This window comes from Chachezhania sediminis (assembly GCF_009765275.1).
GTDB lineage: Bacteria > Pseudomonadota > Alphaproteobacteria > Rhodobacterales > Rhodobacteraceae > Chachezhania > Chachezhania sediminis.
Window position 1 is genome coordinate 1 of sequence record NZ_VOPH01000007.1, and the last position, 17,310, is coordinate 17,310.

15 protein-coding genes and 1 pseudogene are annotated in these 17,310 nt (G+C 64.6%); 8 read left to right on the forward strand and 8 right to left on the reverse strand.

The annotated features are described in order from the left end of the window. From FQK05_RS18545 to FQK05_RS18570, 6 genes are all read left to right on the forward strand, one after another. On the forward strand, positions 1–590 hold a 590-nt coding region (locus FQK05_RS18545; protein WP_158969672.1), incomplete at its 5' end, for a branched-chain amino acid ABC transporter permease. Between the two features lie 4 nt (positions 591–594). Beyond that, positions 595–1,695, forward strand: coding sequence for a branched-chain amino acid ABC transporter permease (locus tag FQK05_RS18550; RefSeq protein ID WP_158969674.1), 1,101 nt, complete (start codon positions 595–597; stop codon positions 1,693–1,695). Next, on the forward strand, positions 1,692–2,468 hold the full coding sequence (locus FQK05_RS18555; RefSeq protein WP_158969676.1) for an ABC transporter ATP-binding protein: 777 nt from the start codon (positions 1,692–1,694) through the stop codon (positions 2,466–2,468). The genes FQK05_RS18550 and FQK05_RS18555 overlap by 4 nt, the downstream gene beginning before the upstream one ends. Beyond that, positions 2,465–3,268, forward strand: coding sequence for an ABC transporter ATP-binding protein (locus FQK05_RS18560; RefSeq protein WP_158969678.1), 804 nt, complete (start codon positions 2,465–2,467; stop codon positions 3,266–3,268). The genes FQK05_RS18555 and FQK05_RS18560 overlap by 4 nt, the downstream gene beginning before the upstream one ends. 14 nt (positions 3,269–3,282) lie before the next feature. Then, complete coding sequence (locus FQK05_RS18565; RefSeq protein WP_233270573.1) at positions 3,283–5,178, forward strand: AMP-dependent synthetase/ligase; 1,896 nt, start codon at positions 3,283–3,285, stop codon at positions 5,176–5,178. A gap of 25 nt (positions 5,179–5,203) precedes the next feature. Next, positions 5,204–6,367, forward strand: a complete 1,164-nt coding sequence (locus FQK05_RS18570) for an ABC transporter substrate-binding protein (RefSeq protein WP_158969682.1) — start codon at positions 5,204–5,206, stop codon at positions 6,365–6,367. 203 nt (positions 6,368–6,570) lie between these two features. Here FQK05_RS18570 and FQK05_RS18575 read toward each other — a convergent pair whose 3' ends face one another. Then, positions 6,571–7,266, reverse strand: coding sequence for a TetR family transcriptional regulator (locus tag FQK05_RS18575; RefSeq protein WP_158969684.1), 696 nt, complete (start codon positions 7,264–7,266; stop codon positions 6,571–6,573). A 170-nt stretch (positions 7,267–7,436) separates the two neighbouring features. Here FQK05_RS18575 and FQK05_RS18580 point away from each other — a divergent pair. Then, a pseudogene (locus FQK05_RS18580) lies at positions 7,437–7,762 on the forward strand (2Fe-2S iron-sulfur cluster-binding protein). A gap of 109 nt (positions 7,763–7,871) precedes the next feature. After that, on the forward strand, positions 7,872–8,909 hold the full coding sequence (locus tag FQK05_RS18585) for an MBL fold metallo-hydrolase (protein WP_158969686.1): 1,038 nt from the start codon (positions 7,872–7,874) through the stop codon (positions 8,907–8,909). 19 nt (positions 8,910–8,928) lie between these two features. Here the strand turns inward: FQK05_RS18585 and FQK05_RS18590 are convergent, their stop codons facing one another. From FQK05_RS18590 to FQK05_RS18620, 7 genes are all read right to left on the reverse strand, one after another. Continuing rightward, complete coding sequence (locus FQK05_RS18590) at positions 8,929–10,167, reverse strand: acetyl-CoA C-acetyltransferase (protein WP_158969688.1); 1,239 nt, start codon at positions 10,165–10,167, stop codon at positions 8,929–8,931. A 77-nt stretch (positions 10,168–10,244) separates the two neighbouring features. After that, positions 10,245–11,396 (reverse strand): ABC transporter substrate-binding protein, encoded by a 1,152-nt coding sequence (locus FQK05_RS18595; RefSeq protein WP_158969690.1) that lies wholly within the window; start codon positions 11,394–11,396, stop codon positions 10,245–10,247. A 29-nt stretch (positions 11,397–11,425) separates the two neighbouring features. Further along, positions 11,426–12,472, reverse strand: a complete 1,047-nt coding sequence (locus FQK05_RS18600) for a branched-chain amino acid ABC transporter permease (protein WP_158969692.1) — start codon at positions 12,470–12,472, stop codon at positions 11,426–11,428. A gap of 1 nt (position 12,473) precedes the next feature. Next, entirely contained in the window at positions 12,474–13,346 is an 873-nt protein-coding gene (locus FQK05_RS18605) for a branched-chain amino acid ABC transporter permease (protein ID WP_158969694.1), read from the reverse strand. Further along, positions 13,343–15,286 carry an AMP-dependent synthetase/ligase gene (locus tag FQK05_RS18610; protein WP_158969695.1) on the reverse strand — a complete coding sequence of 648 codons (1,944 nt, stop codon included), beginning with the start codon at positions 15,284–15,286 and terminating at the stop codon, positions 13,343–13,345. Before FQK05_RS18610 ends, FQK05_RS18605 begins: the two co-directional genes overlap by 4 nt. Continuing rightward, the gene (locus tag FQK05_RS18615) at positions 15,283–16,101 is read right to left on the reverse strand and encodes an ABC transporter ATP-binding protein (RefSeq protein WP_158969697.1); all 819 of its coding nucleotides are present in this window, start codon (positions 16,099–16,101) and stop codon (positions 15,283–15,285) included. Before FQK05_RS18615 ends, FQK05_RS18610 begins: the two co-directional genes overlap by 4 nt. After that, positions 16,098–16,925 (reverse strand): ABC transporter ATP-binding protein, encoded by an 828-nt coding sequence (locus FQK05_RS18620; RefSeq protein ID WP_158969699.1) that lies wholly within the window; start codon positions 16,923–16,925, stop codon positions 16,098–16,100. The genes FQK05_RS18615 and FQK05_RS18620 overlap by 4 nt, the downstream gene beginning before the upstream one ends. Positions 16,926–17,310 lie beyond the last annotated feature (385 nt).

Here is a 17,310-nt window from a genome sequence, read left to right on the forward strand (position 1 = left end):
TGACCATCGCCCTGGGCTTCATCCTGCGCTTCGCCGTGGGCACGATCTGGGGCTATGAACCGCAGGTGCTGCAATCGCCCCTGAACTCGGGCGAGATCGACATCGGCAGCGCCGCGGTCGGCGCAATCGGCGTGATCGATCTGGCGATCATCGGGTCTACGCTGCTGCTGACCGGCATCTTCTACCTGTTCTTCCGCTTCACCCGGCTGGGTCTGGCGATGCAGGGATCGTCGCAGAACGCGCTGGCGGCCTATTACATGGGGATCCCGGTCAAGACGATCCAGTCGCTGATCTGGGGGGCTGCCGGCATGACCGCGGCGGTTGCGGGGATCCTCTATGCCTCGAAGGGATCCATCGACCCGTCGATCGGGTTCCTGGGGATCAAGGCCTTTGCCGCGGCCGTCATCGGCGGCATGGGCAGCCTGCCCGGCGCCATCCTGGGCGGGCTTCTGATCGGCGGGCTGGAACCGCTGGCCGGGCGCTATGTCGCCGCCGGCTACAGCCAGATCGTGCCCTACCTGATGATGTTCCTGGTTCTGGTCCTGCGGCCCGACGGGCTTTTGTCGACGACCATGGCCAAGAAGGTCTGATCCGATGCGCATCCATTTCCGCACTTCCTATGACCGCGACATCGACCTGTTCGACGGGCCCGGCCAGCGCATCCTCTATGCCCTGTTCCTGTGCGCGCTGGTCGCCATGCCCGTCCTTCTGGGCCCCTATCTGCTGGGCGAGCTGACAAGTCTTCTGATCTGGGCCATGGCCGGGCTGGGGCTGATGCTGCTGGTGGGGCAGACCGGCCAGATCTCGCTGGGGCATGCGGCCTTCATGGCGCTGGGGGCCTATGCCGTGGTGCTGCTGGAGGACCGGGCCGGCCTGCCGTTCCTTGTGGCCTTTCCGCTGGCCGGGCTGATCTGCGCGGGCGCCGGGATCCTTCTGGCGCTGCCCACGATGAAGCTGCGCGGCATCTACCTGGCCATCGCGACCATGGCCGTGGCGATCATGTTCGAGGACATCCTCCTGCTGTTTCCCGGCCTGACCGGCGGCGCGGCCGGGGTCTTTGCGCCCACGATCACCATCCTGGGGGTCGAGATCGACCGCTATGTGTCGCCCGGGCGGTTCTATTGGCTGGTGCTGCTGTGCACCGTGCTGGCGACGCTGGGCTATCGCAACCTGCTGCGGTCGCCCCGGGGCCGCGCCTTTGCCGCGATCCGCGACAGCCAGGTGTCGGCCAGCGCCATGGGGATCAGGGTCGCCCGTTACCGGGCCATGGCCTTCGGCATCTCGACCTTCGTGACCGGGCTCGCCGGGGCGCTGATGGCGCATTTCACCGGCATCGTGTCGTTCGAGACCTTTACCATCATCACCTCGATCATGCTGCTGATGCAGATCGTAGTCGGAGGGTTGGGATCGATCCACGGAGCCTTCATCGGAGCGGCGGTGATCGTGCTTTTGCCGCAGGTCGTCAGCGCCGCCCGCAGCGGGGTGACCGACATGCTGGGGCTGGGATCCATCGCCATTCCCGGGCTGGACAGCGCGCTTTTCGGGGCCTGCATGATCCTGTTCATCCTGTTCGAACCGCGCGGAATCTACGGGATCTGGCTGAAGGTCTACACCTGGATCGACCTGCTTCCCCTGTACCGGCGCGACACGTTCAAGCGCCAGACCAGCTATGCCAAGTCGGAGCGCGTCCATTGAGCCTTCTGGAATTCGACAACGTCACGCTGCGCTTCGGCGGCGTCACTGCCATCGACCGGCTGTCCTTTTCGGTGGAAGAGGGCGAGGTTTTCGCCATCGTCGGTCCCAACGGGGCCGGAAAGTCGACGGCGTTCAACCTGATCTCGCGGCTCTATGATCCGGCCGAAGGGCGGATCACCTTCGACGGGACCGACCTTCTGGCACGGGGGCCGGATGCGGTGGCCAAGCTGGGCATCGCCCGCACCTTCCAGAACATCGAGCTGTTCGAGCAGGCGACCGTGCTGGAAAACCTGCTGGTCGGCCGCCATCGCTTCGGCGCGCCGTCGCTCTTGTCGGAGCTGCTGTTCCTGCCGTCGCTGCGGCGGTCGGAAAGGGTCCATCGCGAGGCGGTGGAACGTGCCATCGACTTCCTGAACCTCCAGCCCTACCGGCATTCGCGGATCTCGTCCCTGGCCTATGGCGTGCGCAAGGTCGTGGAACTGGCCCGCGCCGTGGCGATGGAGCCGCGGCTGATCATGCTGGACGAACCGTCTTCGGGCCTGTCGCCGGAAGAGACGCAGGACCTGGTGTTCTGGGTTCAGGACATGCGCGATCACCTGGGCATGACGGTGATCATGGTCGAACACGACATGCACCTGGTGTCCACCGTGTCCGACCGGGTGCTGGCGCTGGCCGACGGACGCCAGCTGGCCCTGGGCACCCCGCCGGAGGTCCAGTCCCATCCGAAGGTGATTGAGGCCTATCTGGGCGCCGACGAGGATGCGGCCGCATGAACATGATATCGCACCCTTCCCTGTCCGGTCAGGACGCATTGCTGACGGTTGCCAGTCTTGAGACCTACTACGGTCCGATCATGGCGTTGCGCGGCGTGTCGCTGGTGGTGCCGAAAGGGCGGATCGTGACCGTTCTGGGCGCCAACGGTGCCGGCAAGACCACGCTGATGAAGACGATTTCCGGCGCGATGACCCCGGCCAAGGGCCGCGTCGTGCTGGGCGATCTGGACATCACCGGGCGGGAGCCGAACCTGATCGTGCGTTCGGGTCTGACCCATGTGCCCGAAGGGCGGGAGGTCTTTCCGCTGCTGACGGTCGAGGAGAACATCGCCCTTGGCGCCTATGTCCGCCGGGATCCGGCGGCGGTCCGGCAGGACCGCGAGATGGTCTATGACTATTTCCCGATCCTGCGTGAGAAGCGCCACCAGATGGCCGGGACCCTGTCGGGCGGCCAGCAACAGATGCTGGCCATCGGCCGGGCGCTGATGGCGCGGCCGTCGCTGATGCTGCTGGACGAACCCAGCCTTGGACTGGCGCCCCGCCTGATCAAGGAGATCTTCGCGATCATCCGCCGTCTGAACCGAGAACAGGGCCTGACCGTGCTTCTGGTGGAACAGAACGCCCGGATGGCGCTGGGGCTGGCGGACCTGGGCTATGTCCTCGACTTGGGCCGGATTGTCATGGACGGCACGTCCGAGAAGCTGTCGCAGTCCAGGGACGTGCAGGAATTCTATCTGGGCCAGCACGGCGAAACGCAGCGCGACCAGAAGCGCTGGAAAACCAAGAAGACATGGCGCTGACGGGGAGCGACACGGTGAACTTTGCAAGCGAGCTGAAGCCCTGCATCGACGTGAACGGCGTGGCCGTGAACGGCGATCTGACGGTCGGTCCCTTCCTGATCGACGGCCACGACACCCTGCCCAAGATCCTGCAGGCCCGCGCCCGCGAACTGAAGGATCGCGTCGCCCACCGCGAGAAGATCCTGGGCATCTGGCGGTCGGCTTCGTGGCGGGACTATTACGAAAAGGCGCGGCTGATCGGGCTGGGGCTTCAGGCCCTGGGTCTTGTACGCGGCGACCGGATCTCGATCCTGTCCGAGGCCCACAAGGAATGGCTTTACACCGACCTCGGCGCTCAGGCGATGGGGGCCATCGTGTCCGGCGTCTATACCACCGACAGCGCCAGCCAGCTGACCTATCTGGTCGAGGACAGCGGCAGCCGCTTCCTGTTCCTGGAAAACGACGAACAGCTGGACAAGTTCTTTTCCGCCCGGGCCCAGATGCCGGCGGTCGACAAGGTCATCGTCTACGATCCCGAGGGCCTGCATGGGCTGAAGGACGACCAGGTCCTGTTCCTGGACGATCTCTATGCCCTTGGCGCCGAACGGCTTGCCGCGGATTCCGGCGCCTTCGACCGGGCCATCGCGGCCGGGTCGGGGTCGGACGGGGCGATCCTGGTCTATACCTCGGGAACGACGGGCCGGCCGAAGGGCGCGCTTCTCAGCCAGCAGAACCTGATCGCTGCAGCATCGTCGATGCTGCAGGTGACCGAGATCCACCCCGACGACGACCAGTTCTGCTTCCTGCCGCTGTGCCACGTTCTGGAAAGGCTGTTTTCGGTCGTGGCGCCACTGGCCGCGCGGGCGACGGTCAACTTCGTCGAAAGCCCCGAGACCGTGTTTTCGGACATCCAGGAGATCAGCCCGCACACGATCATCTTCGTGCCGCGGGTCTGGGAAAAGCTGTATTCCCGTGTCCGCATGATGTCGGACGACGCGCCGCGGCTGCAGCAGGCGCTGCTGGCCCGGGCGGTCAGGCTGGGACTGGACCGGCAGGATATGGCGGAACGGGGCCGGTCCTTTGGCGTTCTGAAGGGGCTGGAATACCGGCTTCTGGATTGGCTGGTGCTGGCCAATCTGCGCCGCATGCTGGGGCTGGACCGGATCCGCCGGGCCGGATCCGGGGCGGCGCCGATTTCGGCCAGCCTGCTGAAGTGGTTCCATGCCATCGGGGTGAAGGTCTATGAAGGCTACGGGATGACCGAAAGCGGCGGCGTCATCTCGATCTGCGGGGCCGGGCGCAGCCGCATAGGCAGCGTGGGCCCCGCCGTGCCCGGCTGCCGGATGCGCATCGCCGAAGACGGCGAGATCCAGACCCTGAGCGCCACCAATTTCGTCGGCTACTGGGGCAGGCCCGAGGCCACGGCCGAAACCTTTACCCAGGACGGCTGGCTGCGCACCGGCGATACCGGGCGGATCGACGAGGACGGGTTCCTGTGGATCTCGGGCCGGCTGAAGGACATCATCATCACCGCCGGGGGCAAGAACATCTCGCCCGCCGAGATCGAGAACGCGCTGAAGTTCTCGCCCTATATCGCCGACGCGCTGGTGATCGGCGACCGCCGCAAGTACCTGACCTGCCTGATCATGATCGACCAGGAAAACGTCGAACGCTTCGCACAGGACAAGCGGATCCCGTTCAGCGATTTCCGTTCGCTGTGCAACGCACGCGAGGTGGTGGAGCTGATCCGCCATGAGGTCGGGGAGGTTAACGGACAGTTCGCCCGGGTCGAGCAGATCAAGGACTTCCGGATGATCGACATCCTGATGACGGCCGAGGACGAGGAGCTGACGCCGACGATGAAGCTGAAGCGTGGGGTCATGGAAAAGAAGCACCGCGACATGATCGAGCAGATGTATCGGCCGGCCTGACAGGTAAACCTTGGGGAGGAGACCCATGAAACACACAGTGAAGACGATGCTGACCGTTGCCGCCTTCGGCGCTGCGATTGCAACCGGCGCCGCGGCCCAGCAGGGCGTGAGCGATGACGAGATCGTCATCGGATCGAACGGCGACCTGTCCGGTCCCTTCGCCCCCTTCTTCATTCAGGCCGTGAAGGCCGTGCAGATGCGGGTGGACCAGGTAAACGACGCCGGCGGCATCAACGGGCGCAAGATCCGCTATATCGTCGAGGACCACGGCTATCAGGTGCCGAAGTCCATGGCCAACTTCAACAAGCTGATCAATTCGGACAAGGTCTTTGCCATGATCCTGAACCTGGGGACCTCGCAGGTCATTCCGGGCTTCAAGATGATGGAAGCGCGCCAAGTGGCCAATATCTCGCCCCTGTCGACCGCGGTTCCGATGCTGGAAGGGGACCTGGAGTTCAAGTACACCTCGTATCCGCCCTATCTGGACCAGATCAACAAGGGCATCCACTACCTGCGCGAGGAACTGGGCGCCGGCGACAAGCTGTGCGCGATGTACATTCCCAACGATTACGGCACCGAGGTGCTGGAAGGTGCCACGCTTGGGGCAGAGGAGACCGGCATGACGCTGGTGGCGCAGTCCACCCACAAGCCGGACGAAAGCGAGTTCGTGGGCGCCCTGTCCAAGCTGAAGGATGCCGACTGTGACGTGGTGGCGACGGCGCTCAGCGTCCGGCAGCTGATCATAACGCTGGGCACCGCCAAGAAGATCGGCTGGACCGACGTGAAGTTCCTGGCCGGCGCGCCGTCCTATCACGAGGCGGTCGCGGCGCAGGTCGGCGTGACGGACGGGCTTTATGTTGCCTCTCCGGTGACGATGTACACCGAACGGATGGACCTGCCCGAGGTAAAGGCCTGGTATGATGCCTTCACGGGCCTTTACGACAACGAGCAGCCCGGCATGGCCGCGATGCTGGGCCATGTCGGCATCGACACGCTGGTCCGTGCGCTGGAAGCGGCGGGTCCGGACCTGACGCCGGAAAGCCTGCGTTCGGGGATGGAGTCGCTGAACTATCGCGACGACATCGTCGGCATCGATGTCAACTATGCGCCCGAGCGTCATATCGGGTCCGAGGCGATCTTCCTGACCGTGGTCGAAAACGGCGCGTACAAGACGCTGGGCCAGAACTGAGCCTTTCCGGGGCGCGGCGGGTCCACGCGTCCCGTTCTTCCGGTTGTGGCCGGACCGCAAGTCGGCAGGACGCGACCGCCGGCCCGAACGCGGCTCCGGCGTCGCCGCGGTTCAGATAAGGGCGGCCGTCCCGGCGGGTCGGCCAATGCCGGCAGAGGTGTGCCACCGAACGGCCTGTTCCTGCCTGTGCGGTGTTTTGGCGGTCAGCGCCGGATCCCGCTCACCACCAGATCGTAGACGAAACTGGCATAATTCTGCTTCAGCTCCGGCGATACCCTGTCGATGCCAAAGGCGGCGGACAGGGCGCTTCGCCGAGCGAAAAGGTGGTCGCAGGCCCCGACCAGCAGGAAATAGAAGGCCATCGGGTCGATATCGCGGAATACGCCCTCTTCCCGGCCCTGTTTCAGCAGATCGTTGTAGAACCCCACGACAGGGCGCACGATGACGCGGCCGATCTGGTTGGCCGTCTGGGTCTGGCCGTCCCGCATCAGGGCATCCAGAAGCCGGTTCAGATAGGGGGCTTCGTAGAAGGTGTTCACCATGCCGTGGACATGGTGGCGCAGCTTCTCCGTGGCGGGCAGGTCGCGTTTCATCAACGCGACGCTGGCCTCGACGGCTCGTGTCGCCTGTTTTTCCGCCAGCGCCATCAACAGCCCTTCCTTGCTTCCGAAATGGTATTGGACCAGGGCCGCCGCCTGGCCTGTACGCTCCGCGACCTCGTTCATCGAAATCTCGACCGTGTCCTTCTCGATCATCAGATCGTTGGCGGCCGCCAGAAGCATCGACCTCGTGTCCGGCCGCAGGGAGAGTTCTGCCAGCGTGGGACGACCGCGTTTCGCCTTCGGGCGCTTTTGCGGCCCGGTCACGGTGCGTACGACCCGGGGGACTTGGTCGCTCATGTGCAGGGCCTGCTCCTGATAGATCCGGACCCGCCGAGCCTAGAGAACAAGACTGGCGGTCGCAACTCTGCCCGCGCGCGGGAGCATGTCCCCACGCCGTGGGACAGAAGAAGCTTGAAATTGCTGGGATATGTCCGGGCAGGCCCGGACAAGACAGCAAGGCAGGACTGATGCCGCACATTACCTATATCTCGCCCGACGGAAACGAACATGTCGTCGATGTCGCCGTCGGCAGGACGGTGATGGAGGGTGCGCGGGACAACAATGTGCCCGGTATCGTCGCCGACTGCGGCGGCGCCTGCGCCTGTTCGAGCTGTCACGTCCATGTCGACGCGGACTGGGTCGACCGCCTGCCCCAGAAGGCCTCGATGGAGGCCGACATGCTGGACTTGCCGTCGATCCCGATCTCGAAACGTCCCGACTGTCCTGTCAGATCAAGGTCGATGACAGCATGGACGGGCTGTTGGTGCGGATCCCCGACGAACAGGCGGTCTGAACCCGCTCATCGCGGTGCCGGCCGGTGCGGGCCCTTGAGCTGGGCACCCGGATCGGAAATGATGCGCCTGCCTGGCGGTGCACGCATAGGACAATGACGGGGTAACGCCATGGACCACAGTTCCAGCCTGCAATTTCCGTTCGAAACGATGCCGGAGTTCGGCGAGGTGGTCGAGATCGCGGACGGCATCCGCTGGTTGCGCATTCCGCTTCCCTACCGGCTGGATCACGTGAACATCTACCTGATCCGCGACACTGACGGGTGGGCGGTGATCGATACCGGCATCAAGACCGATCAGGCCATGGCGGCCTGGGACGATCTGCTTTCGGGGGCGCTGGCGGGCACCGTGCTGTCGCGGGTGATCGTCACCCATCACCACCCCGACCATATCGGGCTGGCTGGGTGGCTGTGCGAACGGTTCGATGCCCCGCTTCTGACCAGCTATTCCGCGTACATGGGCAGCAAGGTGATCTCGTTCGGCTCGAACGAGCGCCAGACCCGGACCCATTTCGACTTCTATGTCAGTCACGGGATGACGCCGGAAGGGGCGGGTGTCGTGGCGATCCAGGGCAACGACTATCTGCGCCGCGTGGGCGAGCTGCCGGATGCGTTCCTGCGTCTGCTGATGCCCGACATTCTGGAGATCGGCGGGCGCACCTTCCGGGTCCTGACCGGCGACGGTCATGCCCACGAGCAGGTGCTGCTTTATTGCGAGGACGAAAGGCTTCTGTTCGCCGCCGATCAGGTGATCGAGAAGATCACGCCCAATGTCAGCGTCTTCGCGGATGAACCGAACGGCGATCCCCTGGGGCATTTCCTGCGGTCGCTGCGGTTCCTCAGCGCCGAGATCCCGAACGACGTGCTGGTCCTGCCGGGCCACCGCCGGCCGTTCTTCGGCCTGCAGGAACGCTGTGCCGAACTGGAGGCGCATCACGAGGAACGCTGCGACATGATCCGCACCGCCTGTGCTGTGGGACCGCAGACGGTGGCGGACCTGGTGCCGGTCCTGTTCCCGCGGACGCTCGACCCGCACCAGATGAGCTTTGCCTTCACCGAGACGTTGGCCCACGTGAACCGCCTGGTGCGCCGGGGCGAGGTCGAGACCGTCAAGGAAGGCGGCAGGCTGGTGAACCGGCGCTGCGGCTAGCGCCGGTCGGGGTCGCGTTTCAGACCCGTTCGATGATGATCGCCGGCGCCATGCCGCCGGCGGCGCACATGGTCACTAGGCCGGTCTTCAGATCGCGGCGTTCCAGTTCGTCCAGCAACGTGCCGACCAGCATGGCGCCGGTGGCGCCGATCGGGTGACCCAGGGCGATGGCGCCGCCGTTCACGTTGACCCTGTCGCGGTCCAGCTTCAGGTCGCGGATGAATTTCTCGGCCACGACGGCGAAGGCTTCGTTGATTTCGAACAGGTCGATCTGGTCCAACGTCATGCCGGCCCGGGCCAGCACCTTGCGGGCGGCGGGGATGGGGCCGTTCAGCATCAGTTCGGGACTGTCGCCGACATTGGCCATGGCCACGATCCGGGCGCGGGGCGTCCATCCGTTTTCGGCGCAGGCCCGTTTCGACGCCAGCAGCATCGCCGCCGCGCCGTCGACCACACCGGACGACGTTCCGGCATGGTGGATGAAGTCGATGTCCAGATCGGGCAGCACACGCCGGATCAGGTCCAGCTGCGTGGTCCCGTCCTCGTCGACCGGGGAATGGGCGATGCCCTCGAAGACCGGCTTCAACCCGGCCAGTGTCTCCAGCGTGGTGGACGGCCGCGGATATTCCTCGTGATCCAGCAGGACCTGACCGTCCGCGTCCCGCACGACGATGGTGGAGCGCGCGAAAAGCCCGGCCTTGATCGCCGCATCCGCGCGGCGCTGGCTTTCGACCGCCAGTTCCTCGGTCGCGCGGCGCGAGATGCCCTCCATCGACGCTATCGCATCGGCACAGATGCCCTGCGCGACCTGCGGATGCAGGCGGCGCAGGTTCATGTTGTCGGAATCGAAGAGCTTCGTCCGCGCGGCCTTCTGGTTGCCATAGTTGAACGACATCATCTCGGACCCGCCCGAGATCACGATGTCCTCCATCCCCGACATGACCGAGGCGGCGCCGAAGTGGATGGCGGTCAGGGCCGATCCGCAGAACCGGTCCAGCGTGACGCCGGACGCCTTGACGTCATAACCCGCCGCCAGCGCCGTCATCCGGCCCAGATCGTTGCCCTGCAGGTTCTGCTGGTTCGAACACCCCCAGACGATGTCGTCGACCCTGTCGGTCGGCAGATCGGTCCGGTCCTTCAGGGCGCGCAGCACGGTGGCGCCCAGTTCCTGCGGGTGAAGCCCGGACAGGGCCCCCTTGCCGATCCTTCCCAAGCCGCGGGGCGTGCGGCAGTGATCGACGATATAGGCGTCCGCCATGACGGGTCTCCGATATTGCTGGCAGTCTTGAAACTGGTCGGGCCGGCCCCGCAAGGGACCGGCCCGGTGCCCGTCGATCAATCGACAGGGACGTAGCTGAGCGTGTCGTAATCGGCGCGCATGACCGTCACCTTCGAGTTCGAGAACCGGTTGTCCGGCCCGAACTTGATCGGCGACATGACACCGGTATCCACCGCTGCATCGTTCTGCATCTTCTCGATGGTGCAGGCCCAGGTCAGGTCCTCGGCACAGTTCTTCATCGCGTCCAGCAGCGCCACGGTCGAGGAATAGCCCGTCATCGTGTAGCGGTTGACGCGCTTGACCTCGTCCTCGGTCAGGTACTTGGACGCCAGTTCCAGGAACGCCTTGCCGGCCTCCGACTGCAGCGGGACGACATAGTCGACGCTGTAGATGCCGTCGCTGGCCGGGCCGATGGCCTTCAGCACCTCGGGCACGCGGCCGGGCCAGAAGGTGGCGATGACCGGATCGATGCCCAGCTTCTCGGCCTCCTTCACCATGGCGATGTTTTCCGAGATGATGCCGCCGGCGATCAGGACCTCGACACCGGCATCCTTGACCCGCAGCATCTCGGACGCGAAATCCTTCTGGCCGCGGGCATACTTGGTTTCATAGACGACATCGATCTGTGCCTCTTTCCCGGCCTCGGCCAGGCCGGTGGCCAGCGATTTGCCATAGTCGTCGTCCTGCAGGATGACGCCCCATTTCTTGCCCGGATAGGTCTTGGCCAGGTAGAGCGCCAGCTGGCGCATGCCTTCGGTATAGGACTGGCCGACGACGAAGATGTTGTTGTTCGGCGGCTCGTAAAGCGGCGGCAGCGGGCCGATCGGGACCATGGCGGGAATGCCGATCCCCTTGACCACGGGCATTGCCGCCAACGCCTGGCCCGATCCCGACAGGGCGGTCAGCGCGAACACCTTGTCGACGCCCACCAGCTTGCGGACCGACTGGATCGTGCGAGAGGTGACATAGCCGTCGTCTTCCGCGACCAGCTTCACCTGCCGGCCGCCGATGCCGCCATTGGCGTTCACCTCGGCCAGGGCCAGCCGCACACCCAGGTTGTGGGCCACGCCCAGCAGGGCAGGGGGGCCGGTCAGGGGCTCGACCTCGCCCAGAAGGATTTCATTGTCCGTCACGCCCTGGTCGGCGGCGTACAGCGCGCCGGGCGCGGTCAGCAGCGTCAGGGCTGCAAGCGCGTTCATCAACTTCATGGTTTCCTCCCTCGTCGATGATGTTGGTGTCAGTAGCGCAGGGGCCACAGCGTCCACACGCGCCGGGCATCCTGCCATAGCCCCATCAGCCCGTGCGGCTGCAGCCTGAGGAACAGGATGATCACCAGACCGTAGAGAAGCCCCTTGATTTCATGGGCGCTGGTCGACAGCAGGCCCTGTGCCCCGTCGCCCAGAAGCGAGAAGATCATCGACGTGACCTCGGGCAGGCCGACCAGGAAGATCGCGCCCAGGATGGCGCCGGCGATGCTGCCGATGCCGCCCACGATCAGGATCGCCAGTGCCTCGATCGCCAGCAGGAACGGGAAGCCGTCGACCGTCACGAAGCTGAGGAAGATCCCGTAAAGCGCGCCCGAGATGCCGACGATGAACGAGCTCGTCATGAAGGCGTAGATCTTGTAGGACCGCAGGTCGATGCCCATCACCCGCGCGGCGTTGTCGTTGTCACGGATGGCGACCAGCGCGCGGCCGATGCGCGACCGGCGCAGGTTCAGGCAGGCCAGAACCGTCAGCAACGCCACGCCGATGCAGAGGTAATAGAACTTCTGATCGGTATCGAAGGCAAAGCCCAGGATCGTGGGCCGGTTCACGAAGATGCCCGACGACCCGTTGGTCAGCCCGTCGAATTCCAGCACCAGGTGGTTGACGATGAAGGCCGAGGCCATGGTCGTGATCGCCAGATAAAGCCCGGTCAGCCGCAGTGACGGGATACCCACCACCACGCTGGCCAGTGCCGGCACGATCCCGGCCAGCGCAAGGCCAGCCAGCGGCGGCCACCCCCAGCTTTCGGTCGAAATCGCATAGGAATAGGCGCCCAGCACCATGAAGGCGGTCTGCCCCAGCGAGATCAGGCCGGTCCAGCCGGTCAGCACGTTCAGGCCCATCGCTCCGACCGCGGTGATGGCCATGAGGGTGATCAGCGACAGCCCGTAATAGTCGAAGTAGAGCGGCGCGAGCGCCAGGGCGGCCAGGGCGATGGCGATCCAGACCCGCTGCGACAGCGCATCGGTCAGGTCGACATGCCGGGCGATGGTTTCCTTGTAGTATCCGCTGCGCATGTCAGAGCCTTTCGATGCGTTTTTCGCCAAAGAGGCCATAGGGACGGATCATCAGGATCAGGATGATGATCACGAAACCTGCGACTTCCTTCAGGCCGGAGCTCAGGTAGCCGCCGACCAGGTTTTCGGTGATGCCCACGACCAGCCCGCCGACGGCGGACCCGATGATCGCGTCCAGCCCCCCCAGGATGGTGGCCGGGAAGGCCTTCAGGCCCAGGGCATAAAGGCTGGGGGACAGTTCCGCGCCGATGGCGAAAAGCACCCCGGCCACGCCGGACAGCACGGCCGCCGCGCCCCAGGCCGCCATCTGGACCTTGCCGCTGTTCACGCCCATCAGCTGTGCGGTGCCGTCGTCCGAGGCCACTGCCCGCATCGCCACGCCGAAGCGCGAGTAGCGGAAGAAGGCCCACATCGCGACGATGGCGGCGAACAGGAACAGGATCACGCCGATCTGGGCGACCCGGACGCGGACGTCGCCAAGGGTCACCAGCGCGTCGCCGGCGGGAATGCCCATGCCGTGGGGCAGGCCGTCCCAGACCAGGATCACCAGCGATCGGAAGATCACCGACAGACCGATCGTCACCATGATCTGCGACAGGATCGGTTCGTTCATCATCGGCCGGATCGCGATCCGTTCGACCGCCAGCGCGAAGACGATGGCGAACAGGATCGACCCCGCCGCGACGATGAACGGATTGCCGTCGACCGAGGTCGAGATCGACCAGGCCACATAGGCCGTGATCATCGCCATCTCGCCCTGGGCGAAATTCAGAAGGCCCGTCGACTTGTAGATGATCGCGAAACTCATCGCGATCAGGCCGTAGACGGCGCCAACGGCCAGTCCCGAGGCCAGCAGGTTCACAAGATAGCTCATGCCGGGGCCTTTCCGTAGATCAGTTCCAGTTCGCGGGCGAACTTCTTGTCGATCACCGACCGGCGCACCTTCTGGGTGGCGGTCAACTCGCCATCGTCGTGGTCCAGTTCCTTTTCCAGGATCACGAACTTGCGGATGTTCTCGACCCGGGCGAACCGCTGGTTGGCCTCGTCGACGATGTCCTGCACCAGGTCCCGCACTTCGGGCAGCTGCGACAGGGACTTGTAGGTCGTGTAGGACAGCGACCTGTCCGAGGCCCAGAGCCCGACATTGTCGAAGTCGATCACGATCAGCGCGCCCAGGTACTTGCGGCCGTCACCTGTGACGATGACCTCCTTGATGTATGGGCTGTCCTTCAGGGCGTTCTCGATTTCCGAGGGCGCGATGTTCTTGCCGCCCGAGGTGATGATGATCGCCTTCTTGCGGTCGACGACCGAGATTTCGCCATTGTCGAAGACGGTGACGATGTCGCCCGACAGCAGCATGCCGTCCTGCATCGTCTTCTGCGTTGCCTCCGGATCGCGGAAGTACCCCTTGAAGATCGCGGGGCTGCCGATCAGGATTTCGCCGTCAGGGGCGACGTCATAGGTCGTGCCCTCCAGCGGCAGGCCGCAGCCGCCCAGCCGGAAATGGCCCGGGGTCTGGATGAACACGCAGCCCGCGACTTCGGTCATGCCATAGCCCTGGCTCAGCGGCAGGCCGATGACAGAGAAGAACCGGATCGTTTCGGGCGACACCGCCGCACCGGCACACAGGCGGTGATAGGTCCGGTCCAGCCCCATGAAGCGCTGGATGTTGCGGAACAGAAGCCAGTGCAGCAGCCAGGCCTGAAGCCTGCGCCCGGCCGGCAGCCGGCCGTCATTGGCCTGGCGCAGGTCGTCCAGCGCCCGGCCCTTTTTCAGCAGCCAGCCCGCCACCCGCTTCTGGATCGGTCCGGATTCCTTCAGCCGGAATTCGAAGCCTTCCTTCATCTTTTCCCAGATCCGGGGAACGCCGACCATGAAGGTCGGGGCGATCTCGCGCACGTTCTCGTTCACCGTGTCGATGCTTTCGGCAAAGCTGACCGTGCCGCCGACACAGAGCAGCATCGCCATGGAATAGCACCGTTCCGCCGCATGGCAGAGCGGCAGGTAGCCGACTGCATCGATCCGGCGCGTATCGGCGCCGACCGCGCGGGCATAGTTGTAGGTGGAATAGATGATGTTGCGATGGGTCATCATCGCCCCCTTGGGCGGACCCGTGGTCCCCGAGGTATAGACCATCAGCGCGACATCGTCGGGCGAGGTATCCTCGATCAGCGCGTCGATGACCGCTTCCGCGTCGGGCTGGCTGGCGGCCCAGGCATCGCCCCTTGCCAGAAAGTCCTCGAACGAAGACAGGTAGGGCTGGGCATAGTCGCGCATGCCTTTCATGTCGACGCAGACCACGCTTTCCAGGTCGGGCAGGCCGCCGGCATTGACCTGCGCGTCCAGCACCTTGTCGGTCTGCTCCTGGTCGCCGCAGACGGCCAGCCGCGCGGCGGAATGACGGACGATGTACTGAAGTTCCGGCCAGGGGTTCGTGGGATAGATGCCCACCGGGACCGCACCGATCAGTTCGGCGCCCAAATCCGAGAAATACCACTCGGGCGAGTTCTCGGAAGCGATGATGATCCGGTCGCCCCGCTTGATGCCCGCGGACAGAAGCGCGAAGGCAAAACGTTTCGCCTGACGGTAGTAATGGGCCCAGTCGTGACGTCGCCAGACGCCCAGATCCTTTTCGCGCAAGGCCAGCCCGGTCGGATGCCGGCGCGCATGTTCGCGCAGAAGCCGCGGCAACGTACCCGTGCCGGCCTTCAGGTTGGCGGGATCGAACGGGTCGAACCGCGCCGGCAGGCGCGCCGCGGCGTCGTCGAACAGCGTGGCCAGTTCGATGGTCGGAGGAGAGGCGAGATCGTTCATGCGACGGCTCCGGTCTGGATCGGGGCAGCGGCGGCCGGGCCTTCGCCCGAGCCATGGCCCAGATAGGCCTCGATGACGCCGGCGTGGCTTTGCACCTCGTGCGGCAGACCTTCGGTAATCGTGCTGCCGAAGTTCAGCGCATGGACCCGGTCGGAAATGTCCATCACCAGATGCATGTCGTGTTCTATCAGCAGGATCGAGACGCCCAGGTCGTCGCGCGTGTCCAGGATGAACCGGGCGATGTCCTCGGTCTCTTCCTGGTTCATGCCGGCCACGATTTCATCCAGCAGCAGCACCTTGGGCGAGGTTGCCAGCGCCCGGCCCAGTTCGACCCGCTTCTGCAGGCCATAGGGCAGGGTGCCCACGGTCTTGTCGCGGATATGTTCGATTTCCAGGAAGTCGATGATCTTTTCGACCGTGTGCCGGAACGCGATTTCCTCGCGCCGGGCCCGGCCGAAATGAAAGGCGGCCTCCAGGACCGACGTCTTCATCCGCCAGTGGCAGCCGACCAGCAGGTTGTCGACCACGGTGCCGTGCTTGAAAAGGGCCAGATTCTGGAAGGTGCGTCCGATGCCCAGCTGGGCATAGCGGTGCCCGGGCACCCGCGCCAGGTCCTGCCCTTCAATCGAGATCTGTCCCGACGACACCGGCAGTACGCCAGAGATCAGGTTGAACAGCGTCGTCTTGCCGGCGCCGTTGGGACCGATGATCGACACGATCTCGCCCTTGTCGACATGCAGTGAGACGCCGTTCACGGCCGAGATGCCGCCGAACTTCTTCGTGACGTTCTCCAGCTGAAGTAGGTGCCGGGTCATGACAGCCACCTCTTGCGGCGCTTGTAGTGCTTGATGTCGCGAAAGCTCTTCCGATGCTCGCCGCCGCCCGAAAACCCGAGATAGTATTCCTGAACGTCGAGGTTCGACCGCGTCTTTTCGGCCGGACCGTCCAGCACGACGCGGCCGTTTTCCATGATGTAGACATAGTCGGCGATTTCCATCGCCTGGGTGGCGTTCTGTTCGACCAGAAGGATGGTCATGTTCAGCTCGCGCCGCATCCGGGCAATGGTGTCGTAAATCCCGTCGATGATCAGCGGCGCCAGGCCCAGCGACGGTTCGTCCAGCGCCAGAAGCCGCGGTTCGGCCATCAGCGCGCGTCCAACCGCCACCATCTGTTGTTCGCCCCCTGACAGATAGCCCGAGATCTGGTGACGCCGGTCCTTCAGCTTGGGGAACAGGTCGAAGACCGCATCGCGCTGGAATTTCATCCGCGCGGTGTCCTTCAGATGTGCGCCCATGGTCAGGTTCTCGTCGACCGTCAGGTTGGCGAACAGGCGCCGCCCCTCGGGCACCAGGATCAGGCCGGCGCGGACGATGTCCTCGGTCCGGGCATGACCGATGTCACGGCCGCCATAATGAATCGTGCCCTTCTCGATTTCGCCCTCTTCGCGGTGAAGCGATCCGGTGACCGCTTTCAGCAGCGTGGACTTGCCCGCCCCGTTCGATCCCAGCAGCGCCACGACACTGCCTTCGGGGACCGAAAGCGATACGTCGCGCACCGCCTCGACGGCGTTGTCATAGACGATCTGCACATTGCGCAGTTCCAGCAGGGTGGCGGCGATCTGCGCTGCCGTATCGGGCATAGCTGACGGCATCAGCACGCGCGCCCCGCTGATCGGGGCGCCGCGGTGCGGCTACAGGCTTGCATTGCCAGGCTCCTCTCATTGTCGGTCGGGACCCTTGTGAATGGCCGCGTCCTCTCGCGGAATAATCACAGTCCAGTTGACCGGTTTATATATAGTTGCCGATTAGATCTACCTTTGCAAGACGTTTCGTGTCAAAGCAGACTGGATAACCGGTTTTAGATGTTCGATACTTGCAGGGCCGGAGCGGAACGGGTCGGTATCGGAAAATTCTAACGGTTTTATCAGTAGTTCTGCTTTTCATGCGGGGGTTCGGGCTGCTTCTTGTCGATTGGCGTGCTGCGCGGCGCCGAAAATGAACCGGACATTCGTATGGGGTAAGGAC

What these genes read in the sequence shown, in the direction of transcription:
- FQK05_RS18610 (WP_158969695.1), bottom strand. Translation starts at nt 15,286, where the DNA reads ATGAACGATCTCGCCTCTCCTCCGACCATCGAACTGGCCACGCTGTTC.
- FQK05_RS18560 (WP_158969678.1), top strand. Translation starts at nt 2,465, where the DNA reads ATGAACATGATATCGCACCCTTCCCTGTCCGGTCAGGACGCATTGCTG.
- FQK05_RS18575 (WP_158969684.1), bottom strand. Translation starts at nt 7,266, where the DNA reads ATGAGCGACCAAGTCCCCCGGGTCGTACGCACCGTGACCGGGCCGCAA.
- FQK05_RS18595 (WP_158969690.1), bottom strand. Translation starts at nt 11,396, where the DNA reads ATGAAGTTGATGAACGCGCTTGCAGCCCTGACGCTGCTGACCGCGCCC.
- FQK05_RS18620 (WP_158969699.1), bottom strand. Translation starts at nt 16,925, where the DNA reads ATGCCCGATACGGCAGCGCAGATCGCCGCCACCCTGCTGGAACTGCGC.
- FQK05_RS18615 (WP_158969697.1), bottom strand. Translation starts at nt 16,101, where the DNA reads ATGACCCGGCACCTACTTCAGCTGGAGAACGTCACGAAGAAGTTCGGC.
- FQK05_RS18585 (WP_158969686.1), top strand. Translation starts at nt 7,872, where the DNA reads ATGGACCACAGTTCCAGCCTGCAATTTCCGTTCGAAACGATGCCGGAG.
- FQK05_RS18600 (WP_158969692.1), bottom strand. Translation starts at nt 12,472, where the DNA reads ATGCGCAGCGGATACTACAAGGAAACCATCGCCCGGCATGTCGACCTG.
- FQK05_RS18570 (WP_158969682.1), top strand. Translation starts at nt 5,204, where the DNA reads ATGAAACACACAGTGAAGACGATGCTGACCGTTGCCGCCTTCGGCGCT.
- FQK05_RS18590 (WP_158969688.1), bottom strand. Translation starts at nt 10,167, where the DNA reads ATGGCGGACGCCTATATCGTCGATCACTGCCGCACGCCCCGCGGCTTG.
- FQK05_RS18550 (WP_158969674.1), top strand. Translation starts at nt 595, where the DNA reads ATGCGCATCCATTTCCGCACTTCCTATGACCGCGACATCGACCTGTTC.
- FQK05_RS18605 (WP_158969694.1), bottom strand. Translation starts at nt 13,346, where the DNA reads ATGAGCTATCTTGTGAACCTGCTGGCCTCGGGACTGGCCGTTGGCGCC.